This is a genomic window from Moorella glycerini, from assembly GCF_009735625.1.
GTDB lineage: Bacteria > Bacillota > DSM-521 > Neomoorellales > Neomoorellaceae > Neomoorella > Neomoorella glycerini.
Window position 1 is genome coordinate 318,367 of the sequence record NZ_CP046244.1, and the last position, 16,705, is coordinate 335,071.

Annotated in this window: 19 protein-coding genes and 1 pseudogene; 4 read left to right on the forward strand and 16 right to left on the reverse strand. The window is 52.0% G+C overall.

Going from position 1 to position 16,705, the window contains the following annotated elements:
- Positions 1 to 26: 26 nt before the first annotated feature.
- The gene (gene nth, locus MGLY_RS01610) at positions 27 to 698 is read right to left on the reverse strand and encodes an endonuclease III (RefSeq protein ID WP_277997882.1); all 672 of its coding nucleotides are present in this window, start codon (positions 696 to 698) and stop codon (positions 27 to 29) included.
- Between the two features lie 113 nt (positions 699 to 811).
- On the opposite strand from nth, the gene MGLY_RS01615 reads away from it, so the two are divergent.
- Positions 812 to 1,054 carry a YkoF family thiamine/hydroxymethylpyrimidine-binding protein gene (locus MGLY_RS01615; protein WP_156271422.1) on the forward strand — a complete coding sequence of 81 codons (243 nt, stop codon included), beginning with the start codon at positions 812 to 814 and terminating at the stop codon, positions 1,052 to 1,054.
- A 73-nt stretch (positions 1,055 to 1,127) separates the two neighbouring features.
- On the opposite strand, the gene pckA is transcribed toward MGLY_RS01615, so the two are convergent.
- From pckA to MGLY_RS01635, 4 genes are all read right to left on the reverse strand, one after another.
- Positions 1,128 to 2,708 (reverse strand): phosphoenolpyruvate carboxykinase (ATP), encoded by a 1,581-nt coding sequence (pckA, locus tag MGLY_RS01620; RefSeq protein ID WP_156271423.1) that lies wholly within the window; start codon positions 2,706 to 2,708, stop codon positions 1,128 to 1,130.
- Between the two features lie 316 nt (positions 2,709 to 3,024).
- On the reverse strand, positions 3,025 to 3,318 hold the full coding sequence (locus MGLY_RS01625) for a carboxymuconolactone decarboxylase family protein (protein ID WP_156271435.1): 294 nt from the start codon (positions 3,316 to 3,318) through the stop codon (positions 3,025 to 3,027).
- Between the two features lie 273 nt (positions 3,319 to 3,591).
- On the reverse strand, positions 3,592 to 4,599 hold the full coding sequence (locus tag MGLY_RS01630) for a glucosidase family protein (protein ID WP_156271436.1): 1,008 nt from the start codon (positions 4,597 to 4,599) through the stop codon (positions 3,592 to 3,594).
- A 67-nt stretch (positions 4,600 to 4,666) separates the two neighbouring features.
- On the reverse strand, positions 4,667 to 5,365 hold the full coding sequence (locus MGLY_RS01635; protein WP_156271437.1) for an NAD(P)/FAD-dependent oxidoreductase: 699 nt from the start codon (positions 5,363 to 5,365) through the stop codon (positions 4,667 to 4,669).
- A 217-nt stretch (positions 5,366 to 5,582) separates the two neighbouring features.
- Here MGLY_RS01635 and MGLY_RS01640 point away from each other — a divergent pair, with 217 nt between their 5' ends.
- On the forward strand, positions 5,583 to 5,915 hold the full coding sequence (locus MGLY_RS01640; RefSeq protein ID WP_156271438.1) for a cupin domain-containing protein: 333 nt from the start codon (positions 5,583 to 5,585) through the stop codon (positions 5,913 to 5,915).
- Between the two features lie 458 nt (positions 5,916 to 6,373).
- Here the strand turns inward: MGLY_RS01640 and MGLY_RS01645 are convergent, their stop codons facing one another.
- Both MGLY_RS01645 and MGLY_RS18690 read right to left on the reverse strand, forming a co-directional pair.
- The gene (locus MGLY_RS01645) at positions 6,374 to 6,664 is read right to left on the reverse strand and encodes a hypothetical protein (RefSeq protein ID WP_156271439.1); all 291 of its coding nucleotides are present in this window, start codon (positions 6,662 to 6,664) and stop codon (positions 6,374 to 6,376) included.
- A gap of 149 nt (positions 6,665 to 6,813) precedes the next feature.
- Positions 6,814 to 6,959, reverse strand: a pseudogene (locus MGLY_RS18690) (ABC transporter ATP-binding protein); the annotation flags it as partial.
- 125 nt (positions 6,960 to 7,084) lie between these two features.
- Between MGLY_RS18690 and MGLY_RS01655 the strand changes: the two are divergent.
- Positions 7,085 to 8,110, forward strand: a complete 1,026-nt coding sequence (locus MGLY_RS01655; RefSeq protein WP_156271440.1) for a uroporphyrinogen decarboxylase/cobalamine-independent methonine synthase family protein — start codon at positions 7,085 to 7,087, stop codon at positions 8,108 to 8,110.
- Positions 8,111 to 8,179: 69 nt separating this feature from the next.
- Positions 8,180 to 8,566, forward strand: coding sequence for a PAS domain-containing protein (locus MGLY_RS01660; RefSeq protein WP_156271441.1), 387 nt, complete (start codon positions 8,180 to 8,182; stop codon positions 8,564 to 8,566).
- An 85-nt stretch (positions 8,567 to 8,651) separates the two neighbouring features.
- On the opposite strand, the gene hypE is transcribed toward MGLY_RS01660, so the two are convergent.
- From hypE to MGLY_RS01705, 9 genes are read right to left on the reverse strand one after another with little or no spacing between them, the layout of a single operon-like run.
- Entirely contained in the window at positions 8,652 to 9,665 is a 1,014-nt protein-coding gene (gene hypE, locus MGLY_RS01665) for a hydrogenase expression/formation protein HypE (protein WP_156271442.1), read from the reverse strand.
- Complete coding sequence (gene hypD / locus MGLY_RS01670) at positions 9,662 to 10,756, reverse strand: hydrogenase formation protein HypD (RefSeq protein ID WP_156271443.1); 1,095 nt, start codon at positions 10,754 to 10,756, stop codon at positions 9,662 to 9,664. Before hypD ends, hypE begins: the two co-directional genes overlap by 4 nt.
- On the reverse strand, positions 10,734 to 10,961 hold the full coding sequence (locus MGLY_RS01675; protein ID WP_156271444.1) for a HypC/HybG/HupF family hydrogenase formation chaperone: 228 nt from the start codon (positions 10,959 to 10,961) through the stop codon (positions 10,734 to 10,736). Before MGLY_RS01675 ends, hypD begins: the two co-directional genes overlap by 23 nt.
- Positions 10,952 to 13,252, reverse strand: a complete 2,301-nt coding sequence (hypF, locus tag MGLY_RS01680) for a carbamoyltransferase HypF (RefSeq protein WP_156271445.1) — start codon at positions 13,250 to 13,252, stop codon at positions 10,952 to 10,954. Before hypF ends, MGLY_RS01675 begins: the two co-directional genes overlap by 10 nt.
- Entirely contained in the window at positions 13,213 to 13,872 is a 660-nt protein-coding gene (hypB, locus tag MGLY_RS01685) for a hydrogenase nickel incorporation protein HypB (protein ID WP_156276106.1), read from the reverse strand. Before hypB ends, hypF begins: the two co-directional genes overlap by 40 nt.
- 53 nt (positions 13,873 to 13,925) lie before the next feature.
- Positions 13,926 to 14,279, reverse strand: coding sequence for a hydrogenase maturation nickel metallochaperone HypA/HybF (locus MGLY_RS01690; protein ID WP_156271446.1), 354 nt, complete (start codon positions 14,277 to 14,279; stop codon positions 13,926 to 13,928).
- A gap of 60 nt (positions 14,280 to 14,339) precedes the next feature.
- Positions 14,340 to 15,704 carry an ethylbenzene dehydrogenase-related protein gene (locus MGLY_RS01695; protein WP_156271447.1) on the reverse strand — a complete coding sequence of 455 codons (1,365 nt, stop codon included), beginning with the start codon at positions 15,702 to 15,704 and terminating at the stop codon, positions 14,340 to 14,342.
- Positions 15,705 to 15,730: 26 nt separating this feature from the next.
- Positions 15,731 to 16,261 (reverse strand): hydrogenase maturation peptidase HycI, encoded by a 531-nt coding sequence (gene hycI / locus MGLY_RS01700; protein ID WP_170290876.1) that lies wholly within the window; start codon positions 16,259 to 16,261, stop codon positions 15,731 to 15,733.
- Positions 16,261 to 16,692 carry a CGGC domain-containing protein gene (locus MGLY_RS01705; RefSeq protein ID WP_156271449.1) on the reverse strand — a complete coding sequence of 144 codons (432 nt, stop codon included), beginning with the start codon at positions 16,690 to 16,692 and terminating at the stop codon, positions 16,261 to 16,263. The genes hycI and MGLY_RS01705 overlap by 1 nt, the downstream gene beginning before the upstream one ends.
- Positions 16,693 to 16,705: the final 13 nt, after the last annotated feature.

Here is a 16,705-nt window from a genome sequence, read left to right on the forward strand (position 1 = left end):
CAGTGAGGGGCTCCTCTGTAAAAAGCTCATTGTGATGCCTTGCCCCGGCTATTGTGATCCTCATCACTATAGTTATAGGTTTTATTTTCGCAGTAACTACTAACCACACACTCCCGGCACCCGGGGCGCCTGGCCCTGCAGACCGCCCGGCCGTGGTAGATCAGCAGGTGGTGGGCTTCACCGCGGCTGCCCGGCGGCAGGACGGCCATCAGCTGCTTTTCCGTCTCCCGGACATTACCGGCACAGGCCAGGCCCAGGCGGTTGGCCACCCGGAAGACATGGGTGTCGACAGCGATGACATCCCGGCCATAGGCGTTGCTCAGGACCACATTGGCCACTTTGCGGCCTACGCCGGGAAGATCCAGGAGTTCCTCCAGGTTGTCCGGTACCCGGCCACCATATTTTTCCACCAAGTTCCGGCAGGCAGCCACCAGGTGGGCGGCTTTCATCCGGTACAGGCCCAGGCTTTTAATACAGGCGGCAACCTCTTCCGGGTCTGCCGCCGCTAAGGCTGCCGGCGTGGGATAACGCCGGAAAAGCTCGACTGTTACCTTGTTAACCTGATCGTCGGTGGTCTGGGCCGAGAGGATGGCCGCCACCAGGAGTTCAAAGGCATTGCTGTACTTGAGGCGCGACCGCGCCCCCGGGTAAGCAACCCGCAAGGATTGCAGGATGGCTTCTATCCTGTCCCTCTGCATAACTTCCATCTCCCGGACAAAAAATAAAAACACTCCGTCTTTGCTTATATCGAAGCCCGCACGGCGGCAAACAAAGACGGCGTCTTTAAGACATAGCGACAGGAGGTATCTCTATGCTCAGCGCCGAGGTCAGCCTTTATCCCCAGAAGACGACCCGGGCCAGCGAGATTATCAACGACTCTATCCAATCCCTGGCCCGGCAGGGCGTTAGCTACAATGTAGGCCCCATCAGCACCGAAATCCACGGTACGGAAGAACAGGTCTGGACCGGTATCCGCTCCCTTTTCGACCGGGCCAGTTCAGCCGGCGAAGTCAGCATGGTCGTTACCCTTTCCAATGCGGCCCGTAAAGGTTGAAAGGTTTCCGGAATCAAAAAGCCGGTGTATATCATATACAGCCGGCTTTTTTATATTCTTAGCAGGAGCATTTCTACTTACTGACAGGTCCGGCCGCCAGAATACCCGCCGGGACGTCCCTGAATTTGGCAAAGTTCTCCCTGAAGAGGCCAGCCAGCCTGCGGGCCATGGCATCATATCTTTCCGGTTCCGCCCAGGTATTACGGGGATTGAGAATTTCCGCCGGGACCCCGGGGCAGGCTTCAGGTACCAGAAAGCCGAAAACAGGGTCGGAGGTAAATTCCACCTCATCCAGTTCACCGTTTAAAGCCGCCCGGACCATGGCCCGGGTATAGGGCAGGCTCATGCGCCGGCCGGTGCCGTAAGGTCCCCCGGTCCAGCCGGTATTGACCAGGTAAACGCTGGCGTTGTGCCTGGCTATCCTTTCCCCAAGGAGGTTGGCGTAAACCATGGGCGACCGGGGCAGGAAGGGGGCCCCGAAACAGGTGGAGAAGGTGGCCTGGGGCTCGGTAATCCCCCGCTCGGTGCCGGCCAGCTTGCTGGTATAACCGGACAGGAAATGGTACATGGCCTGTTCCCGGGTGAGTTTGGCTATGGGCGGCATAACGCCAAAGGCGTCAGCGGTGAGGAAAACTACCGTGCGGGGATGGCCGCCCACCCCCGGAATGACGGCGTTGGGGATGAAATCTACCGGGTAGGCGGCGCGGGTGTTTTCCGTCAGGGCATCGCTGTCGTAGTCAATGGCCCGGCAATCGGGGTCTACCATCACATTCTCCAGGACGCTGCCGAAACGGATGGCGTTCCAGATCTGGGGTTCGTGCTCGGCGGAAAGCTTGATACACTTGGCATAGCAACCGCCTTCAAAGTTAAAAATGCCCTTGTCCGACCAGCCGTGCTCGTCGTCGCCAATAAGGAAGCGTTCCGGATCGGCCGACAGGGTGGTCTTGCCGGTGCCGGAAAGGCCGAAGAACAGGGCCGTATCGCCTGCCGGGCCTATATTGGCGGAACAGTGCATGGGACAAACGCCTTGTTCGGGTAACAAGTAGTTCATGACGGTAAAGATGGATTTTTTCATCTCGCCGGCATAGGAGGTACCGCCGATGATTATCACACGGCGGTCAAAATTGAGGATAACAAAGGCCTCGGAGCGGGTGCCGTCATGTTCCGGGATGGCCTTAAAGCCCGGGGCACAGATAACGGTAAACTGGGGTTCATGCCCGGTGAGTTCATCCGCCGCCGGCCGGATAAAAAGCTGGCGAACGAACAAGTTCTGCCAGGCATACTGGTTGACGATCCTGATGGGCATGCGGTAGGCGGGATCGGCCCCGACAAAACCGTCAAAAACAAAGAGATCCCTTCCCTGGAGGTAGGCCGTCAGGCGGCTGTAGAGGCGTTCAAAGGTTGCCTCGCTCACAGGCTGGTTAACGGTACCCCAGCTGATGCTGTCGTGGACAGCGGGAGTGTCCACGATAAACCTGTCGTTAGGGGAACGGCCGGTATACTTGCCGGTATTAACGCTTAAAGCCCCATTGGGAGCCAGGAGGCCTTCTCCCCGGGCCAGGGCTATTTCAACCAGCCGGGCCACCGGCAGGTTACGGTAAACAGTACCGGGATTAATGAGACCCAAGCGCTCTAAACCATAAGTATTACCCATAAGCTCTCCCTTCCTTCTCCCTCTATGATCTTTAGCAATATACCATAAGGGCTGAAGGAAGGTCAACAGAATCGCGAAATGTATACAGTACACCTGTTTTCAGGGGTTACCAGTAGGAACTGTAATGGCCAGCAGCATCCACTTAAACACCACTTTATGACACTATAGTTCAGAAAGCGGAGAGAAAGCGGAGGAAAAGTGGAGAGAAGCAAGGGCCGGCTGTTAAATTATACTTAACTTCTAAAGGCCAAACCTTCTCTCCCGACCTGGGACTCTGGGGACATGACCGACAAAAAAAGGGGCGCCGCCCCATATCTTACCGATAAGCAGCCCCGCCGGTCGCCAAGACGCCGTTACCAGCGACAAAGTAGGCCAGGCGCAGGGCTTCCCTGATTTCTTCCTCGCTGGCGCCGAGATCGCGGGCCTGCCTGGCCAGGACGGCTACCCCTTCGCTGGCGCCGTGGGCGGCATCCAGGGCCAGGGTAATCAGGGTTTTGGTTTTGGCGTCCAGGGCGCCGGGGGCCATGGCCGTTTCCGCCACGGCTTTGACGGCCCGGTAAAACTCCGGGTCCCGCCCGGCCAGGGCTTCAATAAAGGCTGGTAAGGGCATAGATATCGCCTCCTTTTATGAGATTGAGGAGTTGGAGCCTGTCAGGAACCCTCTAAAGCCAGTTCCTGAAGGCAACTTCCTGATTCCCTTCTTTTACATATTCTCCCTGTAAAAACAAAATCCTGCCGGGGTTTAATGCTCCGCGCCGATTTTTATGTCTCCCCGGTTACTGATAAGCTGCTCCGGCTGCTCCAGGGGCTCATAGGAGCCAGCTTCTTAAATCCCGCCGCTTATGGCTCGCACCGGGTAAGGGCTTGCGAATAAATGTCATTGTCATCGTTCGTCATTGTTCCCCTGAACCCCCGCCAGATAAGCTTTAAGGGCCAGGAGCAGGATGCCGGCCTCGGCGGCGTGGTAGGGCCAGGGGTGTCCCCGGGCAATAATATTCTCCTCCAGCCCGGTCACATACTGGCGCACCCGCCAGCGGTCTTCCATCAGGGTGGCGGCATAGACTACCAGGGTGGTGGTGAAATTCTCCGACGTCGTTTGCCGGTACCAGTGGGGATAGTTACGCAGGAAATTGGCGTACAGGCGCCGGGCAGCCTCTTCCCGGGGCGTGAGGACGCCGGTTATAATGGGAAAGAGCTGCGCCAGGGCGTCGGGGTACCACTTCTTCCAGTTGGGCCGCTTGCGCAGGCCGGCGCGGTAAATAGCCGGGCAGTAGCCACCATTAACCCGCATCTTGTCCTCCAGGGCCTCCCTGACTTTCCCGGCCAGGGCCTCGTATCCCTGCGCCTCCGCTACCTCCCCCCGGGCCCTGGCCAGCAGCCAGGCGTAGTCCTTTAATCCCCGGTAGACCTCACAGTTATCCATCAGGTACTTCACCCGCCAGTCCGGCCGGGCCAGGGTGAGATTGTCCTTTTGTAACGTGGCCAGCATGGCCCCGGCCACCAGGTCCAGCTCCGGCCAATGATCCTCCAGCCAGACCCTGTCGCCGCTGGTCCCATAATAAAGCCGCAACAGGGTGAAAAAGGTGGCGGCATAGGAATCGGAAGAATCATAGGTGTAGGCCGGAACCTCCGCCCCCCTCTCATCCAGGTGATAATCATAGACGGTACCCGTGACGCCGTAGCGGTCCGGCCTTTCCAGGTGGGCCAGGTACCAGTCCAGGTAGGCCCGTACCCGCGGAAGGTGCAGGCCCCAGGCCGCCGGGCCGTAGAGGGCCAGGTGGGCAAAGTAAGGGACAATTTTGGGCTGGCCGGGGTAAGCGGTTACAACTGCTCCACCGGGTAACTGCTGGCTGAGAATCCAATCGGCCTCCCGCCGGATAAGCGTTTCCATAAAAACACCCCCCACACCATCTTATGGTGAAAGGGGGGTCCTGGTCAGATTGTGGGCACCTACCCCATTAATAGACCAGGCGGCTAAAAATATGGGCATAGCTAAAATCCTCGCGCATGAGGCGATGGCGATAGGGGGAGATTTCCGCCCTTTTTTTAATAAGAGCTCCGTAAACCCCGGCCTGGTGGATGGCGCCCACCAGGATCATCCCCACCAGGATATTATCCCGGAGGACCAGTTTTTTATAGTAGTTGCGGTCCGGTTGATAATCGGCAAGAACTTCATAATTATTTCCTTCCGGTTGGGTCAGCCCCATGGCAATGGCCGGTATTTCCCGGAACTCAACTGCATTTTGCATGCCTACCATGCCGCCGTAAGGGCGCCTGCAGCCTGCCATGTTATAGGCGCTAATGCGCCCCTGGGCCGCGGCATTGGGCCAGATGGGCGTAAGCCCTACCTTGCCGGTTACCACATCTTTGGTTTCCGCCACATCCCCGGCGGCATAGATATCGGCAATGCTTGTCTCCATATAGTCGTTAACCGGTATGCCACGGTTGACCGTCATCCCGGTTCCGCGGATCAAGTCGACGTTAGGTCGGGTTCCGGTTGCTACAATAACTACTTCGGCTTTCAGTCGCTCGCCGTCTTCGAGTATTACCCCTTTGCCGGACCGGCCGAAGAGGCGTCCCCACAAACCGGACGAGGCAATTTCTTTGATCCCCCGGCCCAGGATAAAACGGATCCCTTCCGCCTGCATATCCCGCATTAAAAGGCAGGTGATCCGGAACTATCCTGGCTGTCGGCTGGGCCTCCGGCCCGGCCGCGCAGCTGGAGGAACTGATCCGGACGGCCGACCGGGCGATGTACCACGATAAAGTCAATATCCGTAACGATACTTCTTTTAGGTGATATACATCACTGCTCCTCTAGATGGAAGACTTTATAATGGAACAAAAGCAACAAAAACCACGGGAGGAGTCACTATGGAAATCATCCGCATCGCCGAGCTGCCGCAGCAGGCAACCCCCAGGGGCGTCAAAGCCCGGACCATAATAGACGTGCCTTACATCAATATCATGAACCTGACCCTGGCCCCCGGCGACGAGGTGCCTTCCCACACCACGCCGGTAGACGTGCTGTTCCACGTCATCGAGGGCGAGGGCTCCATTACCGTCGGTCCGGAAACGGCTAAAGTCAGCGCCGGGGAGATAGTAGTCAGCCCGGCCGGCATCCCCCACGCCCTGGCCGCCAATGCCGGCAGTAGTTTTAGCGTCCTGGTGATGAAAATACCCAATCCCAAAGGAATGGCCAAATAAAACTGTGCCCATGGCACTGCCGGATGCAAACAAAAAACCTGGTAAACTCGGCCCAGTAACTGCCCCGTTATAATGGGTGTCGTGCCAAATTTTCTTTCGTGATGAAGAAATATAGGGAGAAGACGCGGTAAAAACCGCAATTCTTCTCCCTATTTTTTTACGTGGAAACCCGTAAAACGCAAGAAGTTCTATTCCAGGTTTTTACGAAATTTCAGGGCGCTGATGGCGATAATTACCAGCCCGAAAAACAACAGGTAGAAGACCTGGAACAGCAGGTAGCTGAAGCCGACGCCATATCGGTGGTATTATATATGTCATTGCGATATACCTGGACAAATAAATCCTCCCTAATATATAAACGGAATTTACATACCCGAATGCCACGTTCTAGAACAACCAATCTGTCAGCAATTTTCTTTTTCAGGATAACCTCCGCTTCCTTAAATAAAAGCGAACAGTTAACCATTTTTACCCAACCTTTTTAATTCCTCACGGAGTTCCTCCAATCTCGTCTCCGCCAGTTCCCAATCGAAATAATCCTGTTCGGTTTCAAAGTCGGGCTCACAAAGGGATTGGCGAAAAGTTGAAAAATCAACGCTATACTTTTTCTGGAAATTATTACTGATTAACTCATATTTACGTATATCGCTAATTACTTTCTGGCGCAGTAATTTCCGCAAGCTTTCATTGGGTTCTTTAGCTGGTTCTAGACGAACTAAAGTATCAATTAGCTCCTTACTAACAGACAATCCTGAACACCCCCCCCTTTCCTTAAGGCTATTCTAACACCGGTTCCATTTAATGTCAAAGCCCATCTTAATCTTTATCACTTCCCCTCAATCCTGGTCAGAGCCAGACGCACCCGTTCCGGGTCAAAAACCCCTTGCTTCTTGACGTAACCGGAACGGGAGAGATCGTAAATTAAATCCCAGAAATTGCGCCGCGACCCCAGGTCGACACCCCCGGTGAGTTCGTCCAAAAAAACAGCCCAGGCTCATGAATCAGGGCACAGCCCAGGGCCAGCCTTTGTTTCCAGCCTGTAGAGCGGCGTGTGATATAGATCACATCGGCAAAACAATCATGCTCACAATCGCAGCAAGGAAAAAGGGGTAAAATTGGCATATGATCTAAAAGAGCAGCCAATCACCATGAGAAGGGAGAACCGCTCCGTGAAACTCCCCGGTAATTGTTTAACAACGGCCATGGGTATTCTTCCCCATGTCGATCCGGGTACAGCCTTGCGGCTGGCCCTGTCCCTGGATATACCCTTCTGGCCGCAGCTACCCCGGCTGAGCTTTTATGAAGATATGTATGCCCAGGTATCAGAGCACCTGCCCGGCATTAAACTGGATTTTAACGCGAAGGTTATCCACTTTAACACCAATGACTTTTATACCGAGCTCCCCGCCTATATCGAGAACTGGGAAAACCCCGACTATTTTCGTCTCTCCCCTCAGTACGCCAAGGTCTACCAGGCTTTTCTGGCGGAAGATCTCGCTCATTATCCCGCCATTCGCGGCCAGTCCATCGGCCCCGTTAGCTTTGGTCTCAAAATAATTGACGAGAAACAGGCACCAATCATCTACAATGACGAAGTCAGGGGGTTCCTCTATGATTTTATAGCTAAAAAAATCCAGGCCCAGTACCGGGACCTGGAAGCCAAAAACCCCCGAGCTTTTGTCTGGGTAGATGAACCAGGCCTGGAACTGGTCTTTATGGCCCTTACCGGCTACAGTTCGGAAAGGGCCAGGGAGGATTACCGCCATTTCCTGGCCATGCTCCCCGGACCTAAAGGGGTGCATCTCTGCGGCAATCCCGACTGGTCCTTTTTGCTGGGCCTGGAACTTGACATTATCTCCCTCGATGCCCTGCAGTGGGGGCACATTTTTACCCGCTACACCGGCGAAGTGAAAGAGTTCCTGCAAAGGGGCGGCATAATCTCCTGGGGCATCACCCCCACCCTGACCGAAGAGGTAGAAAAGGTAACGGTTGCCAGGCTGGTAGCCCAATTGGAAAATCTCTGGGATTATTTGCAAGGGCAGGGGATTAGCAAAGAAACTATTATCACCCAGGCCTGGCTGGCGCCGGCCCGCTGCTGCCTGGTAAATGCCGACGGTGCCGTTTCCGTCGAAAAGTCCTTCCGGCTGCTCAAAGAAGTTGCCGGGGTAATCAGGAAGAAATACGGGTTATTATAACTTGTAACCCTTGGTAGTCACAAAGTTGACGTTGAAACCACCTCTTTTTGTAAAAGGAGGACCAGGGCGATGGTTAATCTGATAGAAGAACTACTGCTGCAACTACTTGGCGAAATCCCCATGGGGGTAACCTGGATGGATGCTAACGGCCGTTTGTTCTATACCGACCCTTTGGCCGAAAAACTTCTAGGACCGGCACCGGGCGCTACCGCCACCTTCCTGGACTGCCACCCACCCCATTTGCATGGGCGAATTCAGGCGTGCTGGCAAGAAATTACAGAGCAATCCCCCTCTATATGGCAGCACACCATTTACCATGGCCACCGCTGGGTGCAGAACTGCTTTATCCCTTTAAGCCAGAACGGCCATTTTAAAGGGTTAGTCATTATCAGCCGTGAAATTACCGGGGAACATAGGCGCCCCTATTTTGTCCAGCCTAGCAAACTTTTTCTCTAGAAAACAGATCCTCAATCGAACCCGCTGGTATTGCTTATTTTGAGACCCTTAATTTAATTCGCCGGAGGCAATAGCAAAAGTATTTCTAGCAAATACGCGGTAGTTGTTCGCCTGCTAACATATCTATCAATTTTGTTGCACCTAGAGAAGTTTTTAAAAAAACATTACCCTGGCCTTTCTTAACCTCTCCAATGATACTGGCCTGTTGGCCCTGGGGCAGCCTGCGCAGGGCCGCTACGATGTCTGGCGCTTCCTGAGGTGAAACAACTGCTATAAATTTTCCTTCATTAGCTAAATAAAGGGGATCCAATCCGAGCATTTCCGCCGCCCACCGAACCTCATCGCTTATGGGAATACGATCTTCAAAGAGAAATATATCTTTATTAGTAGCCAGGGCAATTTCCTTCACTGTGGTCGCCACCCCACCCCGGGTGGGATCACGCATAAGCTTAATACCCTTATATTGAAATAGTAAATCCTGAGTGATCGAGTTTAGACAAGTACAGTCGCTTATTATATCGCTTTCAAACTCCAGGCCTTCCCGTCGGGACACCACTGCCAAACCGTGCTCACCAATATTACCATTGAGGATTACCACGTCCCCTTCTTCAACTCTATGGTAGCCAAGCTCAACGCCTTCCGGTACCAACCCGACCCCTGTCGTATTAACAAAGATTTTATCGGCATTACCCCGTTCCACTACTTTAGTATCTCCGGCAATAATAGTAACCCCGGCCATCCGGGCTGCCTCAGCCATGGAAGTAAGGATTTTTTCCAGGTCAGCTAAGGGTAAACCTTCTTCCAAAATAAAAGAAGCCGTAAGATAACGGGGTACAGCCCCGCTAACTGCCAGGTCGTTGACTGTACCACAGACTGCTAGTTTACCGATATCACCACCGGGGAAAAAGATCGGTTTGATGACAAAGGAATCAGTAGTCACTACCAGCCGACCTTTTTCAATTTCCAAAGGCAAGGTGGCCGCATCACTCATGGTTTTCAAAATTGAATTTTCGAAATGCCGTAAGAATAAGTTGCTAATTAACTCGTGAGTTAAAAGGCCACCGTCACCATGGGCTAAAAGGATTTTATCTCCTATCAATTCTTACTTCTCCTCCGTTCGTACTTATAATAAGCGGCACAGGCTCCTTCACTTGAGACCATACAAGGTCCAACCGGCTTTAAAGGCGTACAAATGTATGCAAAAAGAGGACACTCAGGGGGTTCCATTTTTCCCTTCAAGATCTCACCACATGAACAACCTGGCACCGCTTCAACAGTAGATTCTTCAAGGAGGTACTGTTCTTCGGCATCATACCGGGCATATTCTGCTTTGAGCTTCAGCCCGCTACGGGGTATGATACCTATACCTCGCCACTTAACATCTACCAGGTCAAAATACTTCTGCATAATCGCCTGGGCCAAAGGGTTGCCCTCCTCCCGGACCGCCCGGGAATACCTGTTAAGGACCTGGGCCTTTCCTGCCGCGACCATGTCTACCAGGGCATCAAGGGCCGCCAGAATATCAACTGGCTCAAACCCGCCAATCACGGCAGGTACATTATATTTTTGACTTAAAAACTCAAAGGTTTTTCTACCAAGAATAGTACAGACATGACCGGGTAAGAGAAAACCATCGATTTTAACCTCCGGGTCCTGTAAAAGAGTTTCCAGGGCCGGGGGGACCACCTTATGAGCAGAGTAAAGCAAGAAATTTTTCAGGTTTTTTCTCACCACTTCTTCCAGGCATAAAGCGACAGCCGGAACAGTGGTTTCAAAACCTACCCCTAAGAAAATGACTGTCTTATCCGGGTTGGCCTCGGCAATAGCCACGGCATCCAAAGCTGAATAGACTACACGCACATCACCATTGGCCCGTTCCTGCACCAGGCTGGACCGGCTGCCTGGTACCCGCATCATATCGCCAAAGGTAGTAACAATAACTCCGGGTAGCCTGGCCAGGCCAATCATTTTATCGATATCCCCGGTGTCGGTAACGCAGACGGGGCAGCCAGGACCGCTTTTAAGACGAAGTTTCCCCTTGAGAAGCTCCCTTATGCCACTACGGGAAATGGCTACGGTATGAGTACCGCATACCTCCATAAAGTTAAGCGGCCTGGAGATCTTTTGCTGGAGCCTCTCTAAAATGCGTTGCCCGAGTTTTGGGTCTTTAAACCTCTGTAGTAACTCCATTGATTTCCTCCCATAATTTTAGAGTTTCCAGGGCTTCCTCCATATCAAGCTTACTTATGGCATACCCGGCGTGGAGGAGAACAAAATCTCCCACCTTGACTTCCGGCGTTACCCCAATGCTGATGCGACGCCGATTACCCATTATATCTACCCAGGCATACAGACCTTCAATTTTATATATCTTAGCCGGTACAGCTAGACACATGCTGCACTCCTCCAGTAGGCAATTGTCGCCTGACCTAGAGCCAGGCCTCCGTCATTGGTGGGTACCTGATGGTGGTAGTAAACATCAAAACCTAATTCCGTTAATTTCCGGCGGGCCATTACCAGCAGGTAAGGATTTTGCCACGTTCCACCGCTTAAGACTACTTTGTTAAGGCCATTTTTGGCTCTTACCTCAGTTGCTCCTTGGCAAACCATCGCCACTAAAGTATTATGAAATTTAGTTGCAATCAAGGTTTTATCCGTACCCCTTTTTAAATCCTCGAGGATGCCCGCCAGGACTTCGGCCGGATAAAGTACTCCTTGCCGTATTTCAAAGGGATAGGATTCGCTGTACCCCCCACGCACAAGTTCGGCCAACTCCACTGCCGCCTGACCCTCGTAGAAATTTTCCCGGCAGACCTGCAACAGAGCTGCTACCGCATCAAAAAAACGACCGCAGCTGGAAGTCAAAGGAGAATTAAATTTGCTTTGGAGCAACTTGCCTACCAGGGCAACTTCCTTGTCCGAACAAGGAATAAAATTCCGGTAGCGCTCTATGCCTTCGTGACCGAAATATTGGTAGAGGTAAGCTAAGGCCATACGAAAGGGCTGGCGAACGGCTGCTTCTCCTCCTGGTAAGGGGACATAGGCTAATTGGACCTCACGCTGAAAGGAGCAAAAATCACCGCGTAGTATCTCAAAACCCCAGATGCAACCGTCCGTCCCGTACCCGGTACCATCACAAATTATACCGATGACCTCTTCCTGCAGTCCGTTCTCAGCCAGGCAAGAGGCCAGGTGGGCGTGGTGGTGTTGGACGGGTATTAACTGTTCAGCCGGCAGCTCTCGCGCCAGGCGCGAAATGCGGTAATTGGGGTGCAGATCATAGGCAATAACCTGGGGCACAATATTTACCAGCCGGGTTAGGGAAGCCAGAGAGGAGTGGTAAAAGGCAACACATTCCTCAGAACTCATTTCACCGATGTACTGGCTAAAGAAGGCGCGGTTACCTTTTACCAGGCAGAAAGTATTTTTCATCTCGCCACCAGTACCCAATACACTTAACTCCCTGGGCGGGGCCGGTATTTCTAAGGGGCTGGGGACATAACCCCGGGAGCGCCGCCAAAATTGCAACTCGCCATCCATTACCTTTACTACCGAATCGTCACAACGATTTTCGATTTCCCGGTTATGCCAGAGAAAATAGTCCGCCACCTCTCCTAACTGGACCAGGGCTTCATCATTGTTCTTAACAAGGGGTTGGCCACTGAGGTTGCCGCTGGTCATCACCAGGGCTTCGACTTCCCCATCAAAGAGTAGCAAGTGTAACGGCGTATAAGGTAACATGACGCCAAGGCTTTTGAGGTTGGGGGCCAGATTATCAGGTAAAGGGCTCCCGGGCCGGCGTTCCAGGACAACAATGGGGGCTGCCGGACTAAGTAAAACCCGGGCCTCTTCGGGACTCACCCGGCAGTATTTCTGGACTGTATCTAAATCACGGCACATGATTGCTAAAGGTTTGGCCGGACGCTTTTTGCGCCGCCTTAACTCTCCAATAGCCACAGGATTACGAGCATCACAGGCCAGGTGAAAACCGCCCAACCCTTTAACAGCAACAATTTTCCCAGCCAGGATAAGCTGGCGAAAACGTTCCGCCCAATTTCCGGCAACCTCTCTTCCATTTCTATCTACTAGGAAAATTTGGGGGCCACATCGGGGACAAGCGTTAGGTTGCGCATGAAACCTGCGGTTACGGGGGTCATGATATTCCTGCTCGCATTCCCGGCACATAGGGAAAGCGCTCATAGAGGTTCGTTCCCGGTCATAAGGAAGATCACGAATAATGGTAAAGCGTGGGCCACAGTTCGTACAATTGGTAAAGGGATAATGAAAACGACGTTCTGCCGGGTTCAAAATATCCCGCCGGCAATCCTCGCAAATCGCGACATCCGGCGTGATAAGAACTTCTCTTTCCCCCTGACACTCGCTTTTAATTATCTCGAAGGAGGCATATCCCTGGGGATCCTGGGGAGTTAATCGTATGGCGGTAATCCTGGCCAGGCGGGGTGGATGATACTTTAGTTCCTTTAAAAAAGAGGCAACGGCAGCCGTTTCTCCTTCAATTTCCAGAGTTACCCCTGACACGGAGTTGAGTACCCACCCCTTGAGGCCGTATTTACACGCCAGGTTAAAAACATAGGGGCGAAATCCTACTCCTTGGACAATACCTTGAATTTTAACCTGGTAACTAATTATTTTTCCCGCTTCCTCCTGACGAGCTGAGTAAGCCATTGACACCAGGCCTCCACCCCCTCATCTTTCAGGGCAGATACCGGAAAGATTTGAATAGCGGAGTTGATGCCCCGCACATCTTGCTCCAAGGCATCCATGTCAAAATTCGTATAGGGCAACAGGTCGATCTTATTAACTAACAAAGCCCTTGACTCCCGAAACATAAGTGGATATTTGCAAGGCTTATCGTTACCTTCAGTAACACTCAGAACCATTACCTTCATATCTTCACCTATGTCAAATTCGGCGGGGCAGACTAAATTGCCAACGTTTTCTACCACCAATAGATCTAATTCATCAAGGTTCAAATCCTCGAGGCAAGAAGCAATCATATTGGCATCCAGATGGCAAGCGCCACTGGTATTGATTTGCACCACCGGTACACCTTTTTGGGCAATTCTCTCAGCATCCCTGGCCGTACAAATATCACCCTCGATGACACCAATATTAAGTTGATGTTGCAAATGTTCAATGGTTCTTTCCAAAATGGTGGTCTTGCCCGAACCGGGAGAACTCATTAGATTAAGGACAAAGACTCCTTTTTCCCGGAACAGCTCCCGGTTGGCAGCAGCCAGGGTATCGTTAACCCCCAAAATACTGGAAACAAGCTTAATCTGCAACAACTTCAACCCCTTATCTTCCTAATAGTTAGTACCGCCTTACCGCAGTATCCTTAATCGCCCTCAATATAGTCAACATAGAGTTCACTCCCGCTAACAATGTCGACATCGGTACATTCGCATTGGGGACAGCGGAAGCGATAACCCTCCACTAAAAACTGGTGAGAACATCGCCGGCAGCTTCCCTCTATTTCCTTTATTTCAACCTCCAGTTCCCCCTGCGCTATGAGGGGGATATCTTCTTTTAGTGTAGTAAAGCAGAATTCCAGGGAGTCAGGTACAACTGCCCTTAGCTTTCCTATAACCAACTTTATTTTCGTGATCCGGCGTAAACCGTAACTATGAGCGTTTTTGGTCACAACATCTAAGATTCCTTGCATTAATGCCAGCTCATGCATGCAGTTCATCCCCAGGCTCCACAAAATCTAGACCAACCGAAGTTGTTAGTTAGCTGATTTAACTTCTGGTCAAGAGCGCGGTTTGAATCTCAGGATTGCAGCTTTGTCACTAAAGAGAGGAGAGAGGGTATTACTATTGCTGGATAAACTGATGGTAAAATGATAGTTTTTAGTCAGGTCATCAAACTGAATATCGTCCCAATGACCTGTTTTTAATGCCCTTTTGCACTCCAAATACCACCATCCGTTGCTCCACTTGGCTCCAACCCTCACATTGGCGGCACTACCGCTAGGCTCCTTTAGAATCAGTTCGGGTACCACGGCGTTAAGTTGCTCATAACGGCTCCAGATTTCTTTTAACTCTTTCAGAGTGAGGTTGCTTACCATCACGGCCTGGCCATTATCTATTTCTTCCTGGGTAATGGTCATGGCATCAATAAAAGAGACGGGATTCTTCTTGACGTACAACGGCGCGGTATGTTCCTTATTCCAGTTGCGGTAAAAAGGTATCTTTCCTTCATCTAAAAAGGTTCTGGCTGGTATTTTATCCATAGGCATGGCGCCGCGCCATTCTATATTGTGACATTGGGAGCAATACTGATTACCTTCGGTAACTGCCGCATAACTGAACTTTGCATCATTATACGAAGCTATAATCCCATCTACCGCATAACCTCTGAAGTAAAACGTTCCTGCGATGGGTTGCCTTGGATCCATCTTATCCGCATGGTCAAAAACAACCGGGCCTTGTTGGGACACTCCGCCCAACAACCATCCCATATCCTCAATGTAATCCTCTTTTCCCCCAGACTTAAAACCATGTCGACCCATCAACATCCAAAAGTCTGCATATTCGCCGCGACGGGCCGTGGCGTGATGCATTTTACCGTCTACCGGGCTTTTATGACAAAACCCCCCACAGCCGGTGGCTGCAAATTCCTGCCCTATGGATATATCCCAGCCCATAGCCAGCCACTCGGGTTGTCTTTGTCGGGTAGGCGGCCTGAAAAACGTCCAATTCACCAGCTCATCATTATGGTACCACTTATTCTCCTCGGCGAAATAGTTCCAGTTGCCAGGTGTATTGATACTCATAGTCCGATCGGGCCAAAACATCAATAGCGCCAGTTCTTTTTCGGTATAAACGGCTTTCATGGTCAGGGCACCTGCCTGTAAAGCTGGTGCTTGTCCCCAAATAGGATCAATATCGCCATCAATAGCGGGCAAAGAATCTACTTTCACTGCTTCTAATACCAAGGGCGCAATAAACTCTACCGGCACTGTTTGATTACTAGCTTGCCATCCATCCGAGCTAGTCTTTGCCCCTTCTGTCTTCCCGCTTGGCATACCTGGAGTTCCACACCCAACTACCGTAATAGTCAAGCAGGCCAGTAAGGAAAGCACTACAATATACCGCCACCCTGGCTTTGCCATTTCCGTCCCTCCTTTTTCTCTCCCGGTCAGGTTCCTGAACCAGACTGCCAAAAAAGGATTTTTGCCAAAAGCTCCCGCATTGCCATAACTGTGGCCGCCACCTCAGTTGTTAAGGAAGCTCCAAAGGCCAGGTTGCCCGGCTGGATGCCGATTATAAATAGATCAGCGTTTGTTTCCCTTTGGAGATAGGCAGCTAAGAAAGAAAGGGGCAGGCCATGGGTAGAAGTGCAATAAGCACCTACCTCATCCATTTCGATGATGCTCACGGCACCTGGTGGTGCCCCCAGGTCTGCGGCATCGATAAAAACAACATGACTTGGCTGCAACTTAACCAGACGGCCTAAAAAGTTCTCGGGCATGTCACCGCAATTTATTATGACTACATCCCCTCTATCCAAACCTGTTTCTTCTAAGGCGTTGATTACCGCTACCCCTGCCCCATCATCACCACGAATCTCGTTACCCACGCCGCATAAAGCTACTACCCTGCGCTTGGCAAGGCGGCAACGCAAGGCAGCTTCCAGGCTGCCCTGCGCTTCCTTTGTTGTTTCCAGCACTATTCCCTCTGACCTCCTCCTTCCAACTGTTGCAGAAACTGTACAACCTCGTACATCTTGTTGTTCGAGCGGAAGTAGCGCACGCATTCCTGGTGGTTGCCTCTCACTACCCGTACCCCCAACTTTTCCAGTCCCGCAATGATCCGATCCATATGGGGGCAACGGGAATAAAAATCCTCCCAAATCAGGCAGGCAGCGACATGCACTACGTTAACACCAGTCTCCCGCATCAGCTTGCGAACAATAGGAACTACCCCTTTACCCGGGCAACCGGGACATTGAAAGTTGGCTATGACCTGAAGGCTATCACCATAGCGCTTTGCCCGGGCTTCTCCCCTTAGGAATGACTTCTTACAGATAACGCTGGGGCAGGTGGTCTCTACCTTGGCGCAACCCATTAGAGCAACCTTAGCGATGTCTCCCGTCAACATAGTTCACCCCTTT

What these genes read in the sequence shown, in the direction of transcription:
- MGLY_RS01635 (WP_156271437.1), bottom strand. Translation starts at nt 5,365, where the DNA reads ATGCGGGATATGCAGGCGGAAGGGATCCGTTTTATCCTGGGCCGGGGG.
- MGLY_RS01675 (WP_156271444.1), bottom strand. Translation starts at nt 10,961, where the DNA reads ATGTGTCTAGCTGTACCGGCTAAGATATATAAAATTGAAGGTCTGTAT.
- hypF (WP_156271445.1), bottom strand. Translation starts at nt 13,252, where the DNA reads ATGGCTTACTCAGCTCGTCAGGAGGAAGCGGGAAAAATAATTAGTTAC.
- MGLY_RS01695 (WP_156271447.1), bottom strand. Translation starts at nt 15,704, where the DNA reads ATGGCAAAGCCAGGGTGGCGGTATATTGTAGTGCTTTCCTTACTGGCC.
- MGLY_RS01630 (WP_156271436.1), bottom strand. Translation starts at nt 4,599, where the DNA reads ATGGAAACGCTTATCCGGCGGGAGGCCGATTGGATTCTCAGCCAGCAG.
- MGLY_RS01625 (WP_156271435.1), bottom strand. Translation starts at nt 3,318, where the DNA reads ATGCCCTTACCAGCCTTTATTGAAGCCCTGGCCGGGCGGGACCCGGAG.
- MGLY_RS01660 (WP_156271441.1), top strand. Translation starts at nt 8,180, where the DNA reads ATGGTTAATCTGATAGAAGAACTACTGCTGCAACTACTTGGCGAAATC.
- MGLY_RS01640 (WP_156271438.1), top strand. Translation starts at nt 5,583, where the DNA reads ATGGAAATCATCCGCATCGCCGAGCTGCCGCAGCAGGCAACCCCCAGG.
- nth (WP_277997882.1), bottom strand. Translation starts at nt 698, where the DNA reads ATGCAGAGGGACAGGATAGAAGCCATCCTGCAATCCTTGCGGGTTGCT.
- MGLY_RS01615 (WP_156271422.1), top strand. Translation starts at nt 812, where the DNA reads ATGCTCAGCGCCGAGGTCAGCCTTTATCCCCAGAAGACGACCCGGGCC.
- MGLY_RS01690 (WP_156271446.1), bottom strand. Translation starts at nt 14,279, where the DNA reads ATGAACTGCATGCATGAGCTGGCATTAATGCAAGGAATCTTAGATGTT.
- MGLY_RS01705 (WP_156271449.1), bottom strand. Translation starts at nt 16,692, where the DNA reads ATGTTGACGGGAGACATCGCTAAGGTTGCTCTAATGGGTTGCGCCAAG.
- pckA (WP_156271423.1), bottom strand. Translation starts at nt 2,708, where the DNA reads ATGGGTAATACTTATGGTTTAGAGCGCTTGGGTCTCATTAATCCCGGT.
- hypD (WP_156271443.1), bottom strand. Translation starts at nt 10,756, where the DNA reads ATGGAGTTACTACAGAGGTTTAAAGACCCAAAACTCGGGCAACGCATT.